General features: G+C 71.3%; 19 protein-coding genes and 2 pseudogenes. 9 read left to right on the top strand and 12 right to left on the bottom strand.

All coding sequences use genetic code 11. The features are described 5' to 3' along the window. The first annotated feature begins 103 nt into the window (after positions 1-103). A complete protein-coding gene (locus ACOBQB_RS03945) occupies positions 104-1,102 on the top strand; it encodes a multicopper oxidase domain-containing protein (protein ID WP_423588803.1) in 999 nt (332 codons plus the stop codon). Between the two features lie 15 nt (positions 1,103-1,117). Here ACOBQB_RS03945 and ACOBQB_RS03940 read toward each other — a convergent pair whose 3' ends face one another. Then, positions 1,118-2,113, bottom strand: coding sequence for a pentapeptide repeat-containing protein (locus ACOBQB_RS03940; protein ID WP_423588801.1), 996 nt, complete (start codon positions 2,111-2,113; stop codon positions 1,118-1,120). A gap of 268 nt (positions 2,114-2,381) precedes the next feature. Here ACOBQB_RS03940 and ACOBQB_RS03935 point away from each other — a divergent pair, with 268 nt between their 5' ends. Next, positions 2,382-3,413, top strand: coding sequence for a LacI family DNA-binding transcriptional regulator (locus tag ACOBQB_RS03935; RefSeq protein ID WP_423588799.1), 1,032 nt, complete (start codon positions 2,382-2,384; stop codon positions 3,411-3,413). Between the two features lie 33 nt (positions 3,414-3,446). Here ACOBQB_RS03935 and ACOBQB_RS03930 read toward each other — a convergent pair whose 3' ends face one another. Next, on the bottom strand, positions 3,447-4,691 hold the full coding sequence (locus ACOBQB_RS03930; protein WP_423588798.1) for a glycoside hydrolase family 64 protein: 1,245 nt from the start codon (positions 4,689-4,691) through the stop codon (positions 3,447-3,449). Positions 4,692-4,967: 276 nt separating this feature from the next. Between ACOBQB_RS03930 and ACOBQB_RS03925 the strand changes: the two genes are divergently transcribed. Further along, positions 4,968-5,765, top strand: coding sequence for a VOC family protein (locus ACOBQB_RS03925; protein WP_423588796.1), 798 nt, complete (start codon positions 4,968-4,970; stop codon positions 5,763-5,765). Between the two features lie 307 nt (positions 5,766-6,072). Next, positions 6,073-6,321, top strand: coding sequence for a WhiB family transcriptional regulator (locus ACOBQB_RS03920; RefSeq protein ID WP_423588794.1), 249 nt, complete (start codon positions 6,073-6,075; stop codon positions 6,319-6,321). Positions 6,322-7,052: 731 nt separating this feature from the next. Here ACOBQB_RS03920 and ACOBQB_RS03915 read toward each other — a convergent pair. From ACOBQB_RS03915 to ACOBQB_RS03895, 5 genes and pseudogenes are all read right to left on the bottom strand, one after another. Continuing rightward, positions 7,053-8,027 (bottom strand): acyl-ACP desaturase, encoded by a 975-nt coding sequence (locus ACOBQB_RS03915; protein ID WP_423588792.1) that lies wholly within the window; start codon positions 8,025-8,027, stop codon positions 7,053-7,055. Between the two features lie 166 nt (positions 8,028-8,193). Further along, a pseudogene (locus ACOBQB_RS03910) lies at positions 8,194-8,633 on the bottom strand (N(G),N(G)-dimethylarginine dimethylaminohydrolase); the annotation flags it as partial. A gap of 94 nt (positions 8,634-8,727) precedes the next feature. Next, the gene (locus ACOBQB_RS03905) at positions 8,728-11,073 is read right to left on the bottom strand and encodes an ATP-binding cassette domain-containing protein (protein ID WP_423588790.1); all 2,346 of its coding nucleotides are present in this window, start codon (positions 11,071-11,073) and stop codon (positions 8,728-8,730) included. 10 nt (positions 11,074-11,083) lie between these two features. Then, positions 11,084-12,745: an ABC-F family ATP-binding cassette domain-containing protein gene (locus ACOBQB_RS03900; protein WP_423588788.1), complete on the bottom strand. Its 1,662-nt coding sequence runs from the start codon at positions 12,743-12,745 to the stop codon at positions 11,084-11,086. Between the two features lie 260 nt (positions 12,746-13,005). Next, positions 13,006-13,473: an Lrp/AsnC family transcriptional regulator gene (locus tag ACOBQB_RS03895; protein ID WP_423590375.1), complete on the bottom strand. Its 468-nt coding sequence runs from the start codon at positions 13,471-13,473 to the stop codon at positions 13,006-13,008. Positions 13,474-13,567: 94 nt separating this feature from the next. Here ACOBQB_RS03895 and ACOBQB_RS03890 point away from each other — a divergent pair, with 94 nt between their 5' ends. The 3 genes from ACOBQB_RS03890 (at position 13,568) to ACOBQB_RS03880 (ending at position 15,714) form a co-directional block, all read left to right on the top strand. Continuing rightward, positions 13,568-14,500, top strand: coding sequence for an SMP-30/gluconolactonase/LRE family protein (locus ACOBQB_RS03890; RefSeq protein ID WP_423588785.1), 933 nt, complete (start codon positions 13,568-13,570; stop codon positions 14,498-14,500). Between the two features lie 54 nt (positions 14,501-14,554). Beyond that, positions 14,555-15,385 carry an ammonia-dependent NAD(+) synthetase gene (gene nadE / locus ACOBQB_RS03885; RefSeq protein ID WP_423588783.1) on the top strand — a complete coding sequence of 277 codons (831 nt, stop codon included), beginning with the start codon at positions 14,555-14,557 and terminating at the stop codon, positions 15,383-15,385. 110 nt (positions 15,386-15,495) lie between these two features. Further along, on the top strand, positions 15,496-15,714 hold the full coding sequence (locus ACOBQB_RS03880; RefSeq protein ID WP_423588781.1) for a hypothetical protein: 219 nt from the start codon (positions 15,496-15,498) through the stop codon (positions 15,712-15,714). A gap of 63 nt (positions 15,715-15,777) precedes the next feature. Here ACOBQB_RS03880 and ACOBQB_RS03875 read toward each other — a convergent pair whose 3' ends face one another. Further along, a complete protein-coding gene (locus tag ACOBQB_RS03875) occupies positions 15,778-16,194 on the bottom strand; it encodes an SsgA family sporulation/cell division regulator (RefSeq protein ID WP_423588779.1) in 417 nt (138 codons plus the stop codon). 213 nt (positions 16,195-16,407) lie between these two features. On the opposite strand from ACOBQB_RS03875, the gene ACOBQB_RS03870 reads away from it, so the two are divergent. Next, positions 16,408-17,535 (top strand): WD40/YVTN/BNR-like repeat-containing protein, encoded by a 1,128-nt coding sequence (locus tag ACOBQB_RS03870; protein WP_423588777.1) that lies wholly within the window; start codon positions 16,408-16,410, stop codon positions 17,533-17,535. Between the two features lie 18 nt (positions 17,536-17,553). Here the strand turns inward: ACOBQB_RS03870 and ACOBQB_RS03865 are convergent. The 4 genes and pseudogenes from ACOBQB_RS03865 to ACOBQB_RS03850 form a co-directional block, all read right to left on the bottom strand. Further along, a pseudogene (locus ACOBQB_RS03865) lies at positions 17,554-17,852 on the bottom strand (YciI family protein). Between the two features lie 10 nt (positions 17,853-17,862). Then, positions 17,863-18,309 carry a GNAT family N-acetyltransferase gene (locus ACOBQB_RS03860; protein WP_423590373.1) on the bottom strand — a complete coding sequence of 149 codons (447 nt, stop codon included), beginning with the start codon at positions 18,307-18,309 and terminating at the stop codon, positions 17,863-17,865. A gap of 25 nt (positions 18,310-18,334) precedes the next feature. Continuing rightward, a complete protein-coding gene (locus ACOBQB_RS03855; protein ID WP_423588775.1) occupies positions 18,335-19,771 on the bottom strand; it encodes a flotillin family protein in 1,437 nt (478 codons plus the stop codon). A gap of 137 nt (positions 19,772-19,908) precedes the next feature. Then, a complete protein-coding gene (locus ACOBQB_RS03850) occupies positions 19,909-20,424 on the bottom strand; it encodes a hypothetical protein (RefSeq protein ID WP_423588773.1) in 516 nt (171 codons plus the stop codon). 149 nt (positions 20,425-20,573) lie between these two features. Between ACOBQB_RS03850 and ACOBQB_RS03845 the strand changes: the two genes are divergently transcribed. Next, positions 20,574-21,263 (top strand): endonuclease V, encoded by a 690-nt coding sequence (locus tag ACOBQB_RS03845; RefSeq protein ID WP_423588771.1) that lies wholly within the window; start codon positions 20,574-20,576, stop codon positions 21,261-21,263. Positions 21,264-21,311 lie beyond the last annotated feature (48 nt).

The following is a 21,311-nucleotide window of genomic DNA, read 5'->3' as shown; positions in this document are numbered from 1 at the left end:
ACTTTGTCCTGAGTGTGGATAAACGAAGACCCGGCCGATACCGTGTGGCCGCCCGGGGGCCCCAGTGCCCCGCCAGTCTCCGTACAGCAGTGGGGAGTTCGGCATGGACAGACGGAGCTTCAACCGGAGGATGCTCGCGGGCGGCGCGGCGGCGGCAGCGGGCGTGACATCGTTGTCGCTCACGAACGCGCCGGACGCCGTGCCCGCCGAGGGGCCGCCGAGGACCGCGCCCGCGGGCGGTGAGGTCAGGCGCATCAAGATGTACGCCGAGAAGCTCCCCGACGGGCAGCTGGGATACGGCCTGGAGAAGGGCAAGGCGACCATCCCGGGCCCGCTCATCGAACTCAACGAAGGCGACACCCTGCACATCGAGTTCGAGAACGCCATGGACGTGGCCGCCAGCCTGCACGTCCACGGCATGGACTACGAGATCTCCAGCGATGGCACGAAGCACACCAGGAGCGACGTCGAGCCGGGCGGCAAGCGCACCTACACCTGGCGCACCCACGCGCCGGGCCGCCGCAAGGACGGCACGTGGCGGCCCGGCACGGCGGGCTACTGGCACTACCACGATCACGTGGTCGGCACGGACCACGGCACGGGGGGTGTGCGGAAGGGGCTCTACGGTCCGCTGATCGTGCGCCGCAAGGGGGATCTGCTGCCCGACAAGACCTTCACGATCGTCTTCAACGACATGACGATCAACAACAGATCCGGCCACGACAGCCCGAACTTCGAGGCCACGGTGGGCGACCGGGTCGAGTTCGTGTCGATCACCCACGGCGAGTACTACCACACGTTCCACGTGCACGGTCACCGCTGGGCGGACAACCGCACGGGCATGCTCACCGGCCCCGACGACCCGAGCCAGATCCTGGACGACAAGATCACGGGCCCGGGCGACTCCTTCGGCTTCCAGGTCGTCGCGGGGGAGGGGGTGGGCGCCGGGGCCTGGATGTACCACTGCCATGTGCAGAGCCACTCGGACATGGGGATGGCGGGGCTGTTCCTGGTGAAGAAGAAGGACGGGACGATTCCGGACTATGAGCCGCACCATCGCGCCGGGGGCGCGGCGAAGCCCGGGGGACATGGCCACGGGTAGTGCACGAGTGCCGCTTCAATGGGCCTGCTCGCCCGAGAGGCGGTCGCGGATACGAGGGTCACGTTTCAGGGCGAAGGGGAGCACGGTCGTGCGGTCCAGGCGAGCTGTGAGGAGTTGTTCCACGCTCACCTCGGCCGGGCTCCCGGAGACTTTGGCGCGCTTGCCGGAGCCGCTCTTGTCGTCGCCGTCAGCCGCGTCCCCGGCGCGGAGCCGGGCGCCACGCAGGTCGGCGCCCCTCAGATCGGCGCCCGCCAGCTTGGCGCCGCGCAGGTCGGCATCGCTCAGGTCCGCCCCTCGTAGATCGGCGTCCTCCATCCGAGTACCGACGAGATACGTTCCCGAAAGCCGCGTCCGGCTCAGCTGCGCGTCGGACAGGACGGCGCCGGACAGGTTGGCGTCGGCCAGCTGCGGACCCGTTCCTTCGGGGCCGTTCGCGTTGTGGCGTACCCCGATGTAGCGCAGGTAGGTGTCACGCAGATCGACCCGGGACGACTTGTCGTGGTCCGGGTCCCGTTCGGCCAGCGTCTCGAAGGCCGCTCGCACGTCCGGCGCCGGACGCCCGGCGGCGTCCCGCTTTGTCTTCCCTCCCCCGGCGGCCGGCGCGTGCGTGCGTACATACGCCGACAGCACGTCCACCACCGCCGGCTGGTCCCGTGGAGAATCCTCCATGATCCGCCGCAGGGCGAAGATCCCGCCGAGGCGTACCTCGTCCGCCCGGTCGCCGAGGTTGCCCACCGCGACGTTGAAGCGATCGGTGATCTGGCCCTGGCGCGTCACGTCCACCTCGGTTCGGCCCTGGTTGGCCTGAACCTGGAGGGTGACCACAGCGGCCACAGCGGCGAACAACGTCGAAAGGCCCGCCAGTACCGCCACCCCGACCTCGGTCCGCTTGGTCCAGTCGGAGCGCCGAGCGGATGAGGCGCCGGCCGCCTCACCGTCACCGCCGGCCGCCTCACCGTCACCGCCGGCCTCCGTGCGGTCCGCCGCGTCGCGCCTTGTGTCCTCCGGCATGCGTCCCCCTCGTCACAGTCTTCCGGCGGCGCGCCCCGCGGGCCGGCCCCGGCCCCGGCCGCAAAGACAGGCGGTGCTCCCTCCGGACTCGTCCCCAGGAGCGGCATCCATGCGCCTACCCGTGAGTTCCACCACCCGAACCACGCTCCTCGTCCAGGCACGTCACAGTCTGCGTCGAGTCGAGTCCGGGCAGCCGGACAGCCAGGCCTTGATCTCTCTCAGGCGTAAGAGAGGATGCCCTGACACCGTCAGGGAGGAGTGACCGAAGGTGACCGAGGAACCGCGCCCGACCCTGGAGGCCGTGGCTGCCCACGCGGGGGTCTCCAGAGCCACCGTCTCCCGCGTCGTCAACGGCGACCCCGGGGTGCGCGAGGCGCTTGCCGAGAGGGTGCGGCACGCGGTCGACGAACTCGGCTACGTCCCCAACCGCGCCGCCCGCAGCCTGGTCACCCGGCGCCACGACGCGGTCGCCGTGGTGATCGCCGAGCCCGAGACCCGGGTCTTCGCCGACCCGTTCTTCGCACTGCAACTGCGCGGCATCAGCAAGGAGTTGACCGCGCGCGACGTGCAGCTCGTCCTGCTGCTCACCGAGGGCCGGGACGACCACGAGCGGGTCGGCCGCTACCTCACCGGCGGCCACGTCGACGGCGCCCTCGTCTTCTCCCTGCACCTCGACGATCCGCTGCCCGGCATCATCCGGCGCGCCGGGGTGCCGACCGTGTTCGGCGGCCGCCCCGGCTGGGCCCAGGCAGGACCCGGCGAGCCGAACGCCTCGTACGTCGACTGCGACAACCGCGGCGGTGCGCGCGAGGCGGTGCGCCATCTGGTGGGGCTCGGCCGCAGCCGCGTCGCGCACATCACCGGCGCCCTCGACCAGACCTCAGCGGTCGACCGGCTCGACGGCTACCGGGACATTTTGGTCGACGGGGATCCACGGCTGATCGCCGAGGGCGACTTCACGCCCGCGGGAGGTGAGCGGGCCATGCGGGAACTGCTCGACCGGGTAACGGAGTTGGACGCCGTGTTCGCGGCCAACGACCTGTCGGCGTCCGGCGCCCTCCGGGTTCTCAGGGAACGGGGCAGGAGGGTGCCGGACGACGTGGCGGTGGTCGGCTTCGATGACATGCTGCCGGTCGCCGAGCAGGCCGATCCGCCGCTGACGACGGTCCGTCAGGACATCGAGGAAATGGGCCGGTTGATGGCCCGGATGCTCCTGCGCGACAGGGCCGGTGACGGCTTCGCCCCCGGCCCGGTGAACGTCGTGCTACCGACGGCCCTGGTGCGCCGGGCCTCGGCCTGACGGGCCGAAGCGGCGGCAAGGAGGGCCGCGCGGTCAGGACCCCACGCTCACCGTGAACCGCCGAGGATTGCCGTCGTGTGCTGCTCCCGACACGTCCGGTTGCCCGTCGGGACGCACGTCGTCGTAGGGGAACGCGTACCCGATGGGGGAGTTGGCGTGCACGACACGAGACCAGTGGTTGGTCACCTCGCCCCGGTAGTAGTCGGCGGCGGTCGCGCCACCCGGCTGCTGCGGGTGCGTGAGCATGATGCTGCGGTTGAACCCGGCGGCGAGCCGCGCGAGGAGGCCCTTCTTGTCGTCCGGGTCACCGGGGTTGTTCGTGAAGGGGCCGTGGTTGCAGGTGAAGATGTCCTTCGACGTCGGCTTGGCGAAGGAGTGCCCGCCGTTGAACGTCAGTACGTCGCCGCTGACACGCCCGGTGAACACTCCCCGCCCGCCCTGGAGGTCGATCCTGAGATCGGTGGAGCGGTACTTGTCCCACACCTGGTCGATGTAGCGGTTCCAGACGTCGCGGAAGGGTATCTGGTCGGGCCTGTCGAAGTAGGGCGCCATCAGGTTCTGCGGTGAGATGACGCGTAGTACGCCTCCGCCGCCGCCCCTGATGACCAGGTCGTCCCACGGCTGCCCGTCCTTCGCCGCCTGCGCGACGAGACCGGAGGCGATCTTGTCCACGGCGCCGTCCGGGAGCGGGGCGACGGTGTGGGTGGCGTCGCCCTCCAGGGTCAGGCCGATGGGCAGCGCGGTGACGAGGTCCACGTAGCTGATGTTGGCGAAAAGCTGCTGGGGGTTGAAGGTGAACTCGCAGAACGACCACGTGCGGGCGTAGTTGGGGTCAGCCGGGGTCGCGAAGGCGGGCTCGACCAGTGCGGGGCCGGGGTTGAGGAAGAAGTCCAGTTTGTCGTCACGCGCGAAGTAGACGCGGGCGCCGTACATCTGAGGCAGCGTCAGTACTCTGGGCGCCGAACCCGCCGCGCCGAGTGGTATGGCGCAGTCGACGGGCAGCGGGGTGTGCGGTGCCGAGGGCGAGTCGGGGCGGTAGACACCACCGTCGGGCTTGAGCAGCACCCAGCGGCCGGTGCCCTGTTCGTGGCCGGTGACGTAGGCGTGCACGCGCCCCGGGAGCGACTTGTTCTTCAGGGCGAGTTCGCAGGTGGCGGGCGCGGCCTTGCCGCCGACTCGGGCGCCGGCTCTGGCGCTGAGAGCGCTTCCCCAGAGGGGGTAGGTGAGGGCGCCCGCGGCACCCGCGGTGGTGGTCAGGAACATTCGACGCGATATCACGGAAGGTCTCCTGCGCGGTGGGGGGCGGGGTGGGGGGTGGTGCACCACTGTCGCGGCGGGTGATTGAGGCGTCAAGAGTTGTGACTGAGAGCGCTCTCAAAAATCTTGCCCGTTCACGAAGTGACGGCAGGCGGACTGTCAGTGGTGGATGCCAGACTCGAAGGAGCGGCAGAGAGACACGACGCCGGCAGACATACGACACCGGCGGAGAGACGCGACGCCGACAGAGGTGCGACGCCGGCAGACACCGGCAGAGATGCGACAAAGGAGTCGATCATGCTCAGTACCCGTTTCGCTGTGGGAGCTCCGGTCTGGGTGGACATGTGTGCCCCCGACCTCGGCACTGTCAGTGATTTCTATCGCGAGCTGTTCGGCTGGGAGCTCCAGCGCGGCGGCCCGGAGGTGGGGGGCTACAGCCAGTTCCAGCTCTCCGACAGGACCGCGGCGGGAGCGATGGCCGTCCCGGCAAACGAGGCGCCGCCCTCCTGGACGCTCTACTTCCACGCGGCGGACGCGGACGCCTCGGTCAAGTCGGTCGAGCAGGCCGGCGGCCGGGTGCTCTACACGCCCGTGGACGTCCTCGACCTCGGCCGCATGGCGGGCCTCGCCGACGGGGCCGGTGTGCCCTTCTCGGTCTGGCAGCAGGGCTCCCTCAAGGGCCTCGACGTCCTGAACGAACCGGGTGGCCTGGTCTGGACCGAGCTGTACACCCCCGACGTCTCCGCGGCCACCGCGTTCTACGGCTCGGTGTTCAGCTGGCAGACCACCGAGATGGCCTTCCCCGGGGGCTCGTACACCATGGTGCATCCGGCCGACGGCACCCCCGACGACATGTTCGGCGGCCTGGTGCCGCTCGACAGCGACCCCTCCGAGGCGGGGGCGTACTGGCTGCCGTACTTCCAGGTGGAGGACTGCGACGACACGGTCGCCAAGGCCGAGCGGACCGGCGGCTCGGTGCGCATGGCGACGGTGGAGATGGCGGGCGTGGGCCGCTTCGCGAAGCTGGCGGACCCGGCGGGCGCGCGCTTCGCGGTGCTTCAGCCGGCACCTCCCGGCGAGCAGATGAAGTCGTAGCCGTCGGGGGTGGGCGGCCGGGGGGCTCGGGTGAGGGTTTTGGCGCGAGGTGTTTCCGTGCAGTGTGTTCCGGTGCGGTGCGTTTCGCCACGGCGGGTTTTGGCGCGGCGTCCGACGGGCAGCGCTTGTCGGGCGCCGGACGCCCCGGCGGCGTGTGATCGCGTTCGGACTCTCGGGCTCTGGACTCTCGCCGGACTCTGGGGCTCTCGGGCTCTTGGTCCGTCCGGGCCGGGGCGAAACACCCGTCCCGGCGGTCGTTGATCGTTCGTTGATCGTCTGTTTCGCGCGCCGGGGCAGTATCGACGGCATGCAGATCGACATGACGGCCCAGCCCGAACTCGCCTGGCAGGAGCAGGCGCTGTGCGCACAGACCGGAGCGGACTTCTTCTTCCCCGAGCCCGGGAGCTCGGTGCGCGAGGCGAAGGACATCTGCCGGATGTGCGCGATGCGCCCGGCCTGCCTGGAGTACGCACTCGCCAACGACGAGAGGTTCGGCGTCTGGGGCGGCCTCTCCGAGAAGGAGCGCTACGCCCTCAGACGCGCGCCACGCGGCTGACACGCTCGTGCGACCCGCGACCCGCGACCCGCGACCCGCGACCCGCGACCCGCGACCCGCGACCCGCGACCCGCGGCGCGCGGCGCGCGGCGCACGCCTCGCCCTGACGGGGCTCGGGCTCAGGGGCGGGCGTCGCGTGTGGCGGCGGGGCCCTGGGGGGGCATGGCTGCCTTGCGGCGGCGGCCGGCCGGGGGGCGCTGCCTCGCGCTTGAGCGGGGCTTGGCGGGTGGTGCGCGCCTCGCCGCTTGAGACGGCCCGGCGCGCGGCACCCCCACGCCTTGCCTTGACGGAGGGCTCGGGCTCGGTGCGTGCGCCGTGCCGCCTGGCGGGGCCCGTGGGTCTGTGCTGTGCCGTGCCCGGCGAGGGCTCGACTTGGCGGTGCGTATTGACGTGTGACGGTGCGTGATCCGGAGGCCGGGTTGGGTGGCGAGCCGTGTGCTTGAGCGGTCGCGCCTCGCGGTTTACGGAAGCGCGTCGCACATGACCGTACATGCCGTGCTCGCGGGGCATCCGCGGCAGCCGTCCGGCGGGCGGAGATCGGTCGTGCGGCCGACGACCGGCAGCCGCGGCGCGACCCCACGCCTTGCCCCGTCCTTGTGGGCCGCCATCGAGCCGCCAACGCCCCGTTTGCCCGTCGATGAGCGACCCCACCGGCCACGCGGCGGCGCCGCACGACCCGGGCTGGACGCCCATCGGTCATGCGGCGCGCTGCTCGTGGCCTCGCGGCGGGGTCAGGCCTTGCGGGCCTCCAGGCGGGCCTTGCGGGCCGCCAGCCGCTCGTCGAACTTCGACGCCTCCGCGTCGAGGCCGCCCATGTAGAAGCCCAGCTCCTCCTGGGCCTGGAGCCCTTCGGGGCCGAGACCGTCGATCTCCAGGACCTTCAGGAAGCGCAGCACGGGCTGGAGCACGTCGTCGTGGTGGATGCGCAGGTTGTAGACCTCGCCGATGGCCATCTGCGCGGCAGCCCGCTCGAAGCCCGGCATGCCGTGGCCCGGCATGCGGAAGTTGACCACCACATCCCGCACGGCCTGCATCGTCAGGTCCGGCGCGAGCTCGAAGGCGGCCTTGAGCAGGTTGCGGTAGAAGACCATGTGGAGGTTCTCGTCGGTGGCGATGCGCGCCAGCATGCGGTCGCAGACCGGGTCGCCGGACTGGTGTCCGGTGTTGCGGTGCGAGATGCGGGTCGCCAGCTCCTGGAACGCCACGTACGCGACCGAGTGCAGCATCGAGTGGCGGTTGTCCGACTCGAAGCCCTCGCTCATGTGGATCATGCGGAAGCGTTCCAGCTCGTCCGGGTCGACGGCGCGGGAGGCCAGGAGGTAGTCGCGCATCACGATGCCGTGGCGGCCCTCCTCGGCGGTCCAGCGGTGCACCCAGGTGCCCCAGGCGCCGTCGCGGCCGAAGAGGGAGGCGATCTCGTGGTGGTAGCTGGGGAGGTTGTCCTCGGTGAGCAGGTTCACCACCAGGGCGATGCGCCCGATGTCGGTGACCGGGGACTGGCCCTTCTCCCAGGCCTCGCCGTCCTCGAAGAAGCCGGGGAAGTTACGGGCGTCCGAGAACGGGACGTACTCGTGGGGCATCCAGTCCTTCGCCACCTTGAGGTGGCGGTTGAGTTCCTGCTCGACCACTTCTTCCAGCGCGTAGAGCAGCCGGGCATCGGTCCAGCTGTCCGAGCTGCTGCCGAGGTGGGGAGAGGTGATCGTCACGTGGGCTCCATACGGGGACGGGGGTGCTTACGAGCAGGCAGTGCGAGCGGTGCACTACCTACGGTTTCGTAGGTTACGTTGCCGTAGGTTAAACCCTCCGTAAAGGGCCCGTGGGACCGCTCCTCACCCGGGTCCCCCGCCACAAAGGCCTCATTACTGGTCCGGCGTAAAGTCCAGGGAGCCGGACTGAGAGGCACGTCACACAGCCTGCGAGCGTCTCGAACTCGCTGATGTCCACCGGAACCGGGTCGAAACCGGGATCGGCGAGCAGTGCATGCGCGCCCGACTCAAGCCCGCAGTGACGGCCGCTGTCCGACGCCGCGCCCCCTCGCAGGCCCCTTCGTCAGGGTGCCGCGTCTGACATGCGCGCGCCGAGCGGTTCGAGGGCCGCCCGCGGCCGCCGCACCCGTCGGCGTCGGTCCGGCCGCCGGCCTCCTCGGCGCCCGGCGTCTCGCCGCGCCTGGCCTCGGCACCCGGGCGGGTGATCAGCGCCATGGTCCGGAAGGCGGCCACCGCGTCCTCGGTGAACGCCGAGTCCGGGCAGTCGTCCGCCGGCTCCGCCTCCAGCGTCTCCCAGCCGTGGGCGTCGAGCGCCGCTACGTACGCCGCTCACTGGCGCGGCGCGAGCGCCCCGTCACCCACCTGGAGCGCACCTCGGTCGAACGGCACTCTCCTCACGCGGACGGGGCGGTGCCGCACGTCATGCGGCGTGCACCCGCCCGGGGCCCAGGGCGCCTCGCAGGTGCCGCGCCGTGTATGACCCCTCGGCCGTGAGGAGTTGGGCCGGGGTGCCCTCGAAGACGATCCGCCCGCCGTGCTTGCCGCCGTCGGGGCCGAGGTCGATGACCCAGTCCGCGTGCTTGACGACGTCGAGGTTGTGCTCGACGACGAGCACCGTGTTCCCGGCGTCGACGAGCCGGTCGAGGAGCGCGAGCAGCCCGTCGACGTCGGCCAGGTGCAGGCCGGTGGTCGGCTCGTCCAGGACGTAGGTCGTGCCGGTGCGGTGCAACTGCGTGGCCAGCTTGATGCGTTGGCGCTCGCCGCCGGACAGGGTGCTCAGCGGCCGGCCGAGCGTGAGATAGGTGAGCCCCACGTCCCGCAGGGCGCCCAGGCGCTTGCGTACCGCCGTGTCGTCGAAGCGGTCGAAGAAATCCAGCGCGCGCTCGGCGGTCATCTCCAGTACGTCGACGACGGACCGGCCGTCGACGGTCAGGCGCAGCACCTCGTCCTTGAAGCGCCGCCCCTCGCACGCCTCGCACGTCGTGGTCACCGGGTCCATGAACGCCAGGTCGCTGTAGATGACCCTGCGCCCCTGGCAACACTCGCACGCGCCACCGGAGTTGAAGCTGAACAGGCTCGCCTCGGCGCCCGTCTCCCGCGCGAAGAGCTTGCGCACGGTGTCCATGATCCCGAGGTACGTCGCCGGGGTCGAGCGGCCCGAGATGCCGATGGACGACTGGTCGACGACCACGGCGTCCGGGTGCGCCTCGGTGAACACCTTCGACACCAGCGTGCTCTTGCCCGACCCCGCGACGCCGGTGACCGCGGTGAGCACACCCGTCGGCACCCGCACGCTGACGTTCTTGAGGTTGTGCAGATCGGCGTCCTTGATCCAGTGCCCGCCGGTCGCCCGGCGCGGGTTCTCCTTGACGCCCCGCAGGCGGCGCAGGTGCCGGCCGGTGAGGGTGTCCGCCCGCCGCAGCTCGTCCGGGGTGCCCTCGAAGACGACCAGGCCGCCGCCGGAACCGGCCGCCGGGCCCATGTCGACGACGTGGTCGGCGATCGCGATCACGTCCGGGTCGTGCTCGACGACCAGGATGGTGTTCCCCTTGTCGCGCAGCCGCAGCAGCAGATCGCCCAGGCGCCCCACGTCACGCGGGTGCAGGCCGACGCTCGGTTCGTCGAAGATGTACGTCATGCCGGTGAGGCTGGAGCCGAGATGGCGCACCATCTTCAGCCGCTGGCCCTCGCCGCCGGAGAGCGTGGACGTCTCGCGGTCCAGGCTGAGGTAGCCGAGGCCGATCGCCTCGATCCGCTCCAGGGCCGCCACGGCCGCCGCGGCGACCGGGCCCGCCACGGGATCGTCGACGCCGGCCAACTCCTTGACGAGGTCGGTGACTTCCATCCGCGTGCAGTCGGCGATCCCCAGGCCGTTGATCCGGGTGGCGAGCGCCGCCGGGTTGAGGCGGGCGCCGCGGCACGCCGGGCAGGGACCCTCGTGGAGAAAGGCCTGCGCGACGTCGCGGGTCTTCTGGGAGAGGGAGGAGAGGTCGCGGTTGAGGTAGAGCCGCTCGAAGCGGTCCGCGAGGCCCTCGTAGTCGGTGTCGCGGGAGCCGCCGGTGTTGTGGACGGGCACCTTCCTGGCGCGCGGCTTCCCGCGGCCGTCACGGACGCCCCGCAACAGGAACTCCCGCTCGGCGTCGGTGAAGTGACCGACAGGCTTGTGCGGGTCGAGGTCGGGCGTGTTGGTGTAGGTCTGGCCGTGCCAGGTCCCCACGGCGAACGGCGGGAAGAGGATCGCGCCCTCCGCCAGGGACCTGGTGGGGTCGAGGATGCGGTCGTAGTCGGGCCGCACGCTGCGGCCGAGGCCCTCGCACGCGGGGCACATGCCCGACGGGTCGTTGAAGGAGTACGCCGTCGCCGGGCCCGCGCTGGGCGTGCCGTGCCGGGAGAAGAGCACCCTGATCACCGAGTAGATGTCCGTCATCGTGCCCACGGTGGAGCGGGAGTGGCCGCCGATCGGCTTCTGGTCGACGACGATCGCGGGCGAGAGATCCTCGATGGTGTCCGCGTGCGGCCGCTCGTACTTCGGCAGCCGGTTGCGCATGAACCAGGTGAAGGTCTCGTTCAGCTGGCGCTGGGACTCGACCGCGATCGTGTCGAAGACGACCGACGACTTCCCGGAGCCCGAGACCCCCGTGAAGACCGTGAGGCGGCCTTTGGGGATACGCAGGTCCACCTCCCTGAGGTTGTTCTCGCGGGCTCCGGCGATGGTGATGTGCTGATGCGCGTCGCGCGGTGTGTCTTGTTCGTCTCGTTGGGGCATACGCGCGAAGCTAGCCGGAATACCCGACAGCTTCTGTCTTCTTTTCCTGGGTGATCTCCTTCAGTTCCCCGTCCAGGAGCAGCCATCGCGTGATGCCGATGGACTCCAGGAACGGCAGGTCGTGACTGGCCACGATCAGCGCGCCCTGGTACGACTCCAGGGCCGACGAGAGCTGCTTCACGCTCGCCATGTCGAGGTTGTTCGTCGGCTCGTCGAGCATGAGCAGCTGCGGCGCCGGCTCGGCGAGGAGCAGTGCCGCGAGCGCCGCCCGGAACCGCTCGCCGCCCGACAGGGTCGCCGCCCGCTGATCGGCCTTGGCGCCCTTGAACAGGAAGCGTGCCAGGCGGGCCCGGACGCGGTTGTTGGTCGCGTCAGGGGCGTACGCCGCCACGTTCTCGGCGACGGTACGGTCGTCGTCGAGCACGTCCAGCCGCTGGGGCAGGAAGCGCAGCGGCACGTGTGCCAGCGCTTCGCCGGAGACCGGCTCCAGCTCCCCCGCGATGGTGCGCAGCAGCGTCGTCTTGCCCGCGCCGTTGCGCCCGATCAGCGCGATCCGCTCGGGGCCGCGCAGCTCGAACCAGCCCTGGACGCGGGCCCCGTAGCAGAGTTCGAGACCGCTCAGGGTGAGGACCGTACGACCGGGGTGCACCAGGGTGTGCGGCAGGTCGACGCGGATCTCGTCGTCGTCCCGCACCGCCTCCACGGCGTCGTCGAGGCGTTCCTTGGCCTCGGCGAGCTTCTCCTCGTGCATGATGCGGTGCTTGCCCGCGGACTCCTGGGCGGCCCGTTTGCGCGCGCCCATCACGATCTTCGGCTCGCGCTTCTGGTCCCACATCTTCTGGCCGTACCGCTTGCGGCGGGCCAACTTGACGTGCGCGTCCGCCAGTTCGCGCTTCTGCTTGCGCAGGTCGGACTCGGCGACGCGCACCATGCGCTCCGCCGCCTCCTGCTCGGCGGCGATGATCTCCTCGTACGCGCTGAAGTTGCCCCCGTACCAGGTGACCTCGCCGTCGCGCAGATCGGCGATCTGGTCGACCAGGTCCAGGAGTTCGCGGTCGTGGCTGACCACGACGAGGACTCCGGGCCAGGCCTCGACGGCCGCGTACAGCCGCCGACGGGCGTACAGGTCGAGGTTGTTGGTGGGTTCGTCGAGCAACAGGACGTCCGGTCGCCGCAGGAGCAGCGCGGCAAGGCGCAGCAGCACCGACTCGCCGCCCGAGACCTCGCCCGTGGTGCGGTCGAGACCGATGTGGCCGAGCCCGAGCTGGTCGAGGGTGGCGAGGGCGCGCTCCTCGACGTCCCAGTCGTCGCCGACGACGGTGAAGTGTTCCTCGCGCACGTCGCCCGCCTCGATGGCGTGCAGCGCGGCGCGCGTCGCGGCGATGCCGAGGACCTCGTCGACGCGCAGCCCGGTGTCGAGGGTGACGTTCTGCGGCAGATGACCGACCTCACCGGCGACCTTGACCGCGCCCTCGGTGGGCGCCAGTTCACCCGCGATCAGCTTCAACAGGGTTGATTTGCCTGTTCCGTTGACGCCGATGAGTCCGGTGCGGCCGGGCCCGAAGGTCACCTGGAGTCCGTCGAAGACGCCGGTGCCGTCCGGCCAGGTGAAGGCGAGCGACGTGCAGGTGACGGCAGTGGGGGAAGCAGAGGAAACAGAGTAAGTAGACATACAGGCCTCGCGGTTGCGTGTGTGGAGCGCGGTCAGGGGCAACGCGTTCGAGACACCGCGGCGGTGGTGAGGCCAGGAAAGGGAGAAGGCCTGTGCCGGGGGACGGGACGGCTCGTATGCCGAGGTCGCACGCGACGTGCACGGCAGCGCAAGCTGCGTGACGCGGTGTCTCATGACCTCAGACGAGCAACGTCCTTCTCCTATCGACGGCAACAGAACCGCGTACACCGTAGGAAGGACCGCTGGGCCCTGTCAACGGTTTATCGAGGCACCGCGGTCCCGTCCTCGGGGGAGAGGGGCGGGACCGGCCGTTCGAAGAAGGTCTCCAGGGCCACCGTCGCCTGGGTTCCGCTCACCCCCTCGATCGCGTACAGCCTGCGCAGCACGCCCTGGAGCTGTTCCGTCGTCGCGGCGCGCACCTTCACCAGGACCGAGGCGCTGCCCGCGATGACGTGCGCCTCCTGGATCTCCGGGATCGCCGCGAAGGCGTCGGCGGAGTCCCCCATCCAAGCGGCCGACTCCACCATCACGAAGGCCAGGACGCTCCGGCCGAGCGCCGCCGGGTCCACCTCGATGGTGGTACGCCGGATCACGCCGCGCTCGCGGAGCTTGCGCACCCGTTCATGCGCGGCACCCGCCGAGAGGCCGACCTCCTTGCCGAGCGCGGCGTACGCGGTGGTCGCGTCCCGCTGGAGCGCCGCGATCAGCTTCCGGTCCACATCGTCCATGTCGTTCACCATCCTCATGGCGGAACCATATAGCGTTCTGGCATAGTCCACTACAGCCATACAAGGTTCAGTCCCGGCTCGCTTAGGGGTATTCATGTCTGGTTCCGATGACACCACGCTGTACGAGATCCTGGATGACCGGTTCCGCACCGGACGATGCGCCAACGGCGACGACCGCCTCGAAAAGCTGTACGGCGGCTGCCGCTGGGCCGAGGGGCCCGTCTACCTCCCCGCCTGGCGCCAGCTGATCTGGAGCGACATCCCCAACGACCGGATGCTGCGCTGGGACGAGGAGACCGGCGCCGTCTCGGTCTTCCGCCGCCAGGCCGGACACAGCAACGGCAACACACTCGACCGCGAGGGCCGCCTGATCACCTGCGAGCAGGGCAACCGCCGGGTCACCCGCACCGAGCCCGACGGCACGGTGACCGTGCTCGCCGACCGCTACGACGGCAAGCGGCTCAACAGCCCGAACGACGCGGTCGTACGCTCCGACGGCTCGGTCTGGTTCTCCGACCCCGACTTCGGGATCACCAGCGACTACGAGGGTTTCCGCGCCGAACGTGAACTCGACGGCCTGAACGTCTACCGGATCGATCCGGACACGGGGGAGGTGCGCCTGGTCGCCGACTGCTTCGGGGCACCGAACGGGCTCGTCTTCTCGCCCGACGAGCGGCAGCTCTACGTGTCCGACACGCGGGCCCGGGTCATCCGCGTCTTCGACGTCCACGACGACGGGACGCTCTCCGACGGCGAGGTCTTCGCCCGGGCCACGGACGGCGTCGGCAGCTTCGACAACATCCGTTTCGACGACGGCGGCCGGCTGTGGGCGGCGGTCATGGAGGGCGGCGTGCACTGCTACGACCCGGACGGAACGCTCATCGGCCGCCTGAACATCCCCGAGCCGGTCTCCAACATCGCTTTCGGCGGCCCCAAGAACAACCGTCTCTTCATCACCGCGACGGCCTCGTTGTATTCGGTGGTGATGGGGGTAACCGGACTGCCGAGGGTGCCGCGACGGCCCTGACCCCCCACCTCCCCTGAATTCCACGCACTCCATCCGTTCGACACAGGAGCCACCATGACCGACCGCACGACGCTCTCTCCCCAGCAGGAGATCGCCCGGACGCTCCGCGTCAGCGCGGACTTCGACGCGACGACGGAGATCGAGCGCCGTGTGGCCTTCCTCGCCGACCAGCTGACCACCACGGGCCTGCGCGCGCTCGTGCTCGGCATCAGCGGCGGGGTCGACTCCACGACCGCGGGTCGGCTGTGCCAACTCGCGGTCGAACGGGTCCGCGCCACCGGGCAGGACGCGACGTTCTACGCGATGCGGCTGCCGTACGGCGTCCAGGCCGACGAGAGCGACGCGCAGGCGGCGCTGGAGTTCATCCGGCCCGACCGGGTCCTGACCGTCGACGTGCGGCCGGCCTGCGACGCGGCCCTGGACGCCCTACTGGCCGGCGGCGCGCTCTTCCGCGACGCGCACCACCAGGACTTCGTCCACGGCAACATCAAGGCACGCCAGCGCATGATCGCCCAGTACGCGGTGGCGGGAGCGCACGAGGGCCTGGTGGTCGGCACCGACCACGCCGCCGAGGCGGCCTCCGGGTTCTTCACCAAGTTCGGCGACGGAGGCGCGGACGTCGTACCGCTCACCGGTCTCACCAAGCGGCGGGTGCGGGCCGTGGCACGGGCCCTCGGCGCACCGACCACGCTGGTCGAGAAGGTCCCGACGGCGGACCTGGAGACACTGGCCCCGGGCAAGCCCGACGAGGAGGCGCTCGGCGTCTCCTACGACGACATCGACGGCTTCCTGGAGGGCGAGCCGGTGGCGAAGGACACCGCCGCGGCCATCGTTCACCGGTACCGGATCACCGAGCACAAGCGGCAACTGCCGATAGCCCCCTGAGGCACTGAGCCACCCTGAGGCACCGCCACGCCGACGGGGAGGCGCCGTGCACCACGGCACGCTGTCCCTGCCCGCCAGGCTCTTCCTGCCGGCCTGGAACACGCTGGGACGTGGAGCGCGCCGGAGGCGCCGAGACGCTCCACGCGGACGCATCGGCGGTGCGCCGCGGCCGCCGGCCGGTCGGGGAGGTGCCGCCGGACGACGCGGCCCTGGTCATGTGCGCGGCCACCGGCAAGCCGCACACGTTCGGCGGCGCCAAGGACCGCAGGTCCGCCCAATGTCATGGCCGGCCCCGCATCGCCCGGGCCCGCGCACGCCGTTGTCCGTGAGGCCTCGCTGGAGGGGCGTACGGGCCGCTCGCGGACGCGCTCACCGGCATGGGCGTCAGCGCCTCAGCACGCGTCCCGCATCAGTTCGGCCAGGTCCTCGTCCAGGTCGACGTGGCGGTGCTCCTGGCCGACCGGCACCAGGGCCGTCGTGCGGCGCAGGAAACGCCGGAGCTCCCCGGTGCGGATGTGGACGATCGCGGTGCCCTCGGGCGCGTGGAACTCCACGACCGTGCGGTCGAAGCCGTACGGGCGCACCCGCACGTCGCCGTCGCCCACCGCGCGCTCCACGCCGTCCGTGAGCAGTTCGCGGGCGAAGGTCCAGTACACCTCGACGCCTTCCAGCGTCGCCGGGGCGGGAAAACTCATCCTTACGGCGAAGGGGTCCCGCCGGTCGTAATGGAGCGTTGCGGGAATGGTCGGCATCCGCGGCGCGGTGGCGACCAGGCGGGCCTCTACGGCTTGCTCGATGACGGTGGACAACGCCTGCTCCCTCACTGACTGCTGGACGACTGGGGTCGGCACCTGAATAGACGACGGAATGGCGAGATCCGTGCACACACGGAGTGGGCGAGACCGAGTGACCTCTGTCACCGCGACACCGTGGGAGCGCCCGCGGTTCCCGGAGCCGGTCGTACGGGAGACACCTTCAGGCCATCTGGACGAGGCCCCGCGCGTCGGCTAGCTTCGCCCGCCATGAGGGCCATGGGGAAGTCGAAGTCGATGGGCCGTGCGGTGCTGGTGGGACTGTCCGGGGCGGCGCTCGCCTCCGCCCTGCTCGCGGCCCCCGCGACCGCGCGCACCGCGAGCGCCGTGCACACGGACGCGCCGGGGGCCGCCCCGGGCAAGGGCCTGAACTGGCGGCTCAAGGACAGCGGCACGGACGCCCGGTTCCGCGGTCTCGCCGCCGTCAGCCGCGACACGGCGTGGGTGGCGGGGTCCAAGGGGACGGTGCTGCGCACCTCGGACGGCGGCAGGACGTGGCGCGATGTGTCCCCACCGGGCAGCGCCGGCCTCGAACTGCGGGACGTGGAGGCCTTCGACGGCCGCCGCGCGGTGGTGCTCGCCATCGGCGAGGGCGAGGCGTCCCGCATCCTGCGCACCGACGACGGCGGCACGACCTGGACGGAGTCCTTCCGTAACACCGACGCGAAGGCGTTCTACGACTGCGTGACCTTCTTCGACCGCCGCCACGGCCTGGCCATGAGCGACCCGGTCGACGGCAAGTACCGCATCCTGTCCACGGCCGACGGCGGCCGCTCCTGGAAGGTCCTGCCGAGCGCCGGCATGCCGGCCGCGCAGGAGGGCGAGGCGGGGTTCGCGGCGAGCGGTCAGTGCCTGGTCTCCTCCGGGCCGCGTGACGTGTGGCTGGCCACGGGCGGGGCGGCACGCGCGCGTGTCCTGCACTCCGCTGACCGGGGCCTGACCTGGACGCCCGCCGACGCGCCGATCCCGGCGGGCGACCCGGCGCGCGGCGTCTTCGGCCTCGCCTTCCGCGACCGTACGCACGGCATCGCGGTCGGCGGCGACTACCGGGCGGGCCAGGCCTCGCCCGAGGCGGCCGCGGTCACCGGGGACGGTGGCCGCACCTGGACCCCCGCCGGGCGCCCGCCGCCCGCCTACCGCTCGGGCGTCGCGTGGTTCCCGCACAGCCGCGCCACGGCCCTCGCGGTCGGCCCGACGGGCACCGATGTCACGCGGGACGGCGGGCGGACCTGGCGCACGGTCGACGCGGGGTCGTTCGACACCGTCGACTGCGCCGCGGACCGGGGCTGCTGGGCGTCCGGCGAGAAGGGACGGATCGCCCGCCTTGAGCCCCGCTGAGACAGGGCCCCGGTCGGGTCAGGAGGGCAGTTCCTCGCGGTACGGGGCGAGCGCCGGTGCCGTCTTCGTCGCGTAGAACTCCGTGATGCGGTACGCGCAGACGCCGGCCAGCACGAACGGGTCCGCGGCGGTGATCTCCTCGATCCGCGCGCGGTCCTCCGCGACGGCGATGATCACGCCGCCGTCCCGGGGTTCTTGCGTCCGGAGGCGATGAAGACCCCGGCCTCGTACAGCTCGTCGAGCCAGGCCACATGGGCGGCCAGCTGCTCGTCGACGGCGGAGACCGGGGCGGTGTAGGTCAATTCGAGAATGAACATGATCGCGAGGCTACCCGGGGCACCCGGCGGCGGTCCGGGGCGCCCGCACCATGAACACGTCCACCGGATCCTCGTCCTCCACCGTGAACCCGTGCCGCTCGTACAGCCGCCGGGCGGCGCTGCCCCGCAGCACGTCCAGGCGGACGGTGGAGCCCTCCGCGTCGGTGCGCTCGAGCAGCGTGCCGAGGACGGCGGAGCCGAGGCCCCGCCCTTGCCGGTGCGGGGCCAGATAGAAGTGTTCGAGCCAGTGGCCGCCCTCGGCGGGGCGCAGGGTGACGCACCCCGCGAAGGTGCCGTCCGTCTCGATCACCGAGGTGTGCTCCGCGGAGAAGGAGTCCCGCAGCCGCTGCCGCACCCGGTGCGGATCGAACCGGCCGAGCCGCTCCGGATCCGGCCGCATCACCGTCGCGCGCAGCTCCGCGATGATCTCTATGTCCGCCGTCCTCGCGGGGCGCAGGGTCCATCCATGGGCGGCAGTATGCCTAGTCGGTGACGTCGATCCGGCCGTTGACCGCGGCGGGAGCGGCCGCGGCCGGGGTCGGCGCCGACGCCTTGCCGCCTGTGAGGCCCTTCAGCAGCTCGGCGAGGTCGACTCCCGTGGTGGAGCCGAGGAGTTCGATGCCCTGGGCGACGTTGTCGGCGACCGTGCGCGACAGCTGGCTCGCCCCGTCCGTGGAGATCACCGTCATCTTGTCCACCGCGCTGAGCGGCTCGGACGCCTTCGCGACCACGCTCGGCAGGACCTCGACGACCATCTGCAGGACGGCGGCGTCACCGTACTGCGCGAACGCGTCGGCCTTCTTGCGCATCGCCTCCGCCTCGGCGGCACCCTTCGCGCCGATCGCGGCGGCCTCGGCCTCACCCTCCAGCCGGACGGCGTCGGCGAGCGCGGCACGGTGCGCCTTCTCGCCCTCACCGGTGAGACGGGCCCGCTGCGCGTCGGCCTCGGCCTGCTTGACCAGGGCGATCCTGCGGGCCTCCGCCTCCTGCTCGGCTTGGTAGCGCGCGGCGTCGGCGGGCTTGCGGACCTTGGTGTCCAGTTCGCTGTCGGTCAGGGCGGCCTGGCGCTGGGCGACCTTCTCCTGCTCGGTCAGGACGTCCTGCTGCCGGGCGGCCTCGGCGAGCGGGCCCGCGGCGGCGGCACGCGCCGCCGCCTCGTCCGTCTCCGCCTTGATCTCGGCCTGCTTGAGCGCGAACGTCCGCTGGGCGATCGCGATCTCCTCCTCGGCCTTCAGCCGCGCCTGCTCGGCGGCGCGGCGCGCCACGGCCTCGGCGATGTCCGCCTCCTGCTTGGCGCGGGCGGCCTCGGGGCGGCCGAGGTCCTCCAGGTAGGAGCCCTCGGTGGTGATGTCCTGGATCTGGAAGGCGTCCAGGACCAGGCCCTGCCCGGAGAGGCTGGCCTCGGCCTCCTCGGCGACCTGCCCGGCGAACGCGGCGCGGTCCCGGATGATGTCCTCCACCGACATGCGCCCCACGATGGAGCGCAGCGCTCCGGAGAGCACCTCCTGGGTGAAGCCGACGATGCCGTCCTGCTGTACGAGGAAGCGCTGCGCGGCGGCGCGGATGGAGTCCTCGGTGCCGCCGACCTTCACGATGGCGACGCCTTCGAGGTTGGCCTTCACGCCGCGCAGGGTGACGGCGCCGCGCACCGCGATCGGGATGTGGCGCGAGGACAGGTCGAGCGTGAACTTCTGCTGGACGAACGGCACGACGAAGACGCCGCCGCCGACCACGACCTTCTGGCCGCTGTTATCGGTCATGACACGGCCGGTGTCGGGATCGGTGGACCTCTTGCCGCGCCGCCCGGTCACGATGAAGGCCTCACTGGGCCCCGCGACCTTGTAGCGGGTGATGACGACGAGCGCCAACAGGACGACGAGTACGACGACGCCGACGACGGCGGTCAGGACTGGACTCATGGTGCATTCCCCCTGCCACCCGGGGACGGCAGATCGGTTACGTGATGGTGGTCGTTGGTGCGTGACGTGACGTGACGTGACGTGACGTGACGTGACGGCGGTCGGTGGTGGTCGGTCGGTACGTGCCCGGGGCGGGCTCAGCGCTCCACGGGTCGTACGGTCACCGAGGTCGGCGAGAGCGACGCGTCGACCCACACCTCGGCGCCCCGCGCCACGGCGGCGGAGCTGCGTGCCGCGACCTTCACGGGCTGGCCCGCGAGGCGCAGCAGCACCTCGCCGTAGCCGTCGGCCGGGATCGCGGTGACGACGGAGCCCGAGGTGCCGACGAGGTCGTCGCCGCGCGGTGTGGGCGCGCTCTGGTCGCGCATCAGGGCACGGGTCAGTTTCAGCGTGAGCCAGCCGGCCCCGGCCCCGGCGCAGACCCCCACCGCAGTGGCGGGGCCCGCGCCGAGACCGGTCGTGCCGAGCACGAGTGCTCCCCCGAAGCCCAGCATCGACACGAACCCCGCGATGACCGGCAGTGAAAGGAGCCCGTCGAAGAGCCCGTCCAGCACGCCCGCTCCTTCGAAGAGGCCTTCGAGCACCCCGTCGAGGACGAGCGAGAGCACCAGCAGCACGATGCCCGCGATGCCGAGACCCAGAAAGACCGTCATCGGACCACTTCCCCCGTCATGCCGTTCACCTCGGTACGAACGGATCATCGCATGCCGGTACGACAGTTCACACTGCCTGCTTCCGGCAGTCTTTACGCGTCCTTAATGCCGGTCGGCGCCGGGGGCGCCCCACTAGGCTGGCCCGCACCATGATCAATTGCTCACTGCCCCGGGACTGGCCCACCGACGAGAAGACGGCGCGCGCCGTCCAGGACGAGCTGCGGGCCCGCGTCGTCCTCGACGAACCGGGCCCGCCTCCCGGCACCGGACACGTGACCGGGGTCGACGTCGCGTACGACGACGAGCGCGACACCGTCGCCGCGGCCGTCGTCGTGCTCGACGCGGCCACGCTCGACGTGGTCGAGGAGGCGACGGCGGTCGGCACGGTGGCGTTCCCCTACGTCCCCGGACTGCTGGCCTTCCGGGAGATCCCCACCGTGCTCACCGCACTCGGCCGTCTCACGGCCGCCCCGGGCCTCGTCGTCTGCGACGGCTACGGCGTGGCGCACCCGCGCCGCTTCGGCCTCGCGAGCCACCTAGGAGTCCTGACGGGCCTTGCGACGATGGGCGTCGCCAAGAACCCCTTCACCTTCTCCTACGAGGCTCCGGCCGCACCCCGGGGCAGCGCCTCGCCCCTGCTGGACGGCACGGAGGAGGTGGGTCGTGCGCTGCGCACCCGCGAGGGCGTGAAACCGGTCTTCGTGTCGGCGGGCCACCGCGTGACGCTGGCGGGCGCGTGCGCGCACGCCCTGCGCCTCACGCCCCGCTACCGCCTGCCCGAAACCACCCGCCGCGCGGACGCCCTGTGCCGGTCGGCGCTGCGGGAAGCGACCGGTTGAACGATCAAAACACGAGCGGGTTAGCATATGAGCGCCGCCTAGCTCGAA

Source organism: Streptomyces sp. G5(2025) (genome assembly GCF_049542075.1).
Classification (GTDB): Bacteria; Actinomycetota; Actinomycetes; order Streptomycetales; family Streptomycetaceae; genus Streptomyces.
This window is presented reverse-complemented; position numbering and strand designations above follow the sequence as displayed.

Coding starts and splice junctions, on each gene's coding strand:
- ACOBQB_RS03945 (WP_423588803.1), top strand. CDS start 104: ATGGACAGACGGAGCTTCAACCGGAGGATGCTCGCGGGCGGCGCGGCG.
- ACOBQB_RS03940 (WP_423588801.1), bottom strand. CDS start 2,113: ATGCCGGAGGACACAAGGCGCGACGCGGCGGACCGCACGGAGGCCGGC.
- ACOBQB_RS03925 (WP_423588796.1), top strand. CDS start 4,968: ATGCTCAGTACCCGTTTCGCTGTGGGAGCTCCGGTCTGGGTGGACATG.
- ACOBQB_RS03920 (WP_423588794.1), top strand. CDS start 6,073: ATGCAGATCGACATGACGGCCCAGCCCGAACTCGCCTGGCAGGAGCAG.
- ACOBQB_RS03905 (WP_423588790.1), bottom strand. CDS start 11,073: ATGCCCCAACGAGACGAACAAGACACACCGCGCGACGCGCATCAGCAC.
- ACOBQB_RS03900 (WP_423588788.1), bottom strand. CDS start 12,745: ATGTCTACTTACTCTGTTTCCTCTGCTTCCCCCACTGCCGTCACCTGC.
- ACOBQB_RS03895 (WP_423590375.1), bottom strand. CDS start 13,473: ATGGACGATGTGGACCGGAAGCTGATCGCGGCGCTCCAGCGGGACGCG.
- ACOBQB_RS03890 (WP_423588785.1), top strand. CDS start 13,568: ATGTCTGGTTCCGATGACACCACGCTGTACGAGATCCTGGATGACCGG.
- nadE (WP_423588783.1), top strand. CDS start 14,555: ATGACCGACCGCACGACGCTCTCTCCCCAGCAGGAGATCGCCCGGACG.
- ACOBQB_RS03870 (WP_423588777.1), top strand. CDS start 16,408: ATGAGGGCCATGGGGAAGTCGAAGTCGATGGGCCGTGCGGTGCTGGTG.
- ACOBQB_RS03855 (WP_423588775.1), bottom strand. CDS start 19,771: ATGAGTCCAGTCCTGACCGCCGTCGTCGGCGTCGTCGTACTCGTCGTC.
- ACOBQB_RS03850 (WP_423588773.1), bottom strand. CDS start 20,424: ATGACGGTCTTTCTGGGTCTCGGCATCGCGGGCATCGTGCTGCTGGTG.
- ACOBQB_RS03845 (WP_423588771.1), top strand. CDS start 20,574: ATGATCAATTGCTCACTGCCCCGGGACTGGCCCACCGACGAGAAGACG.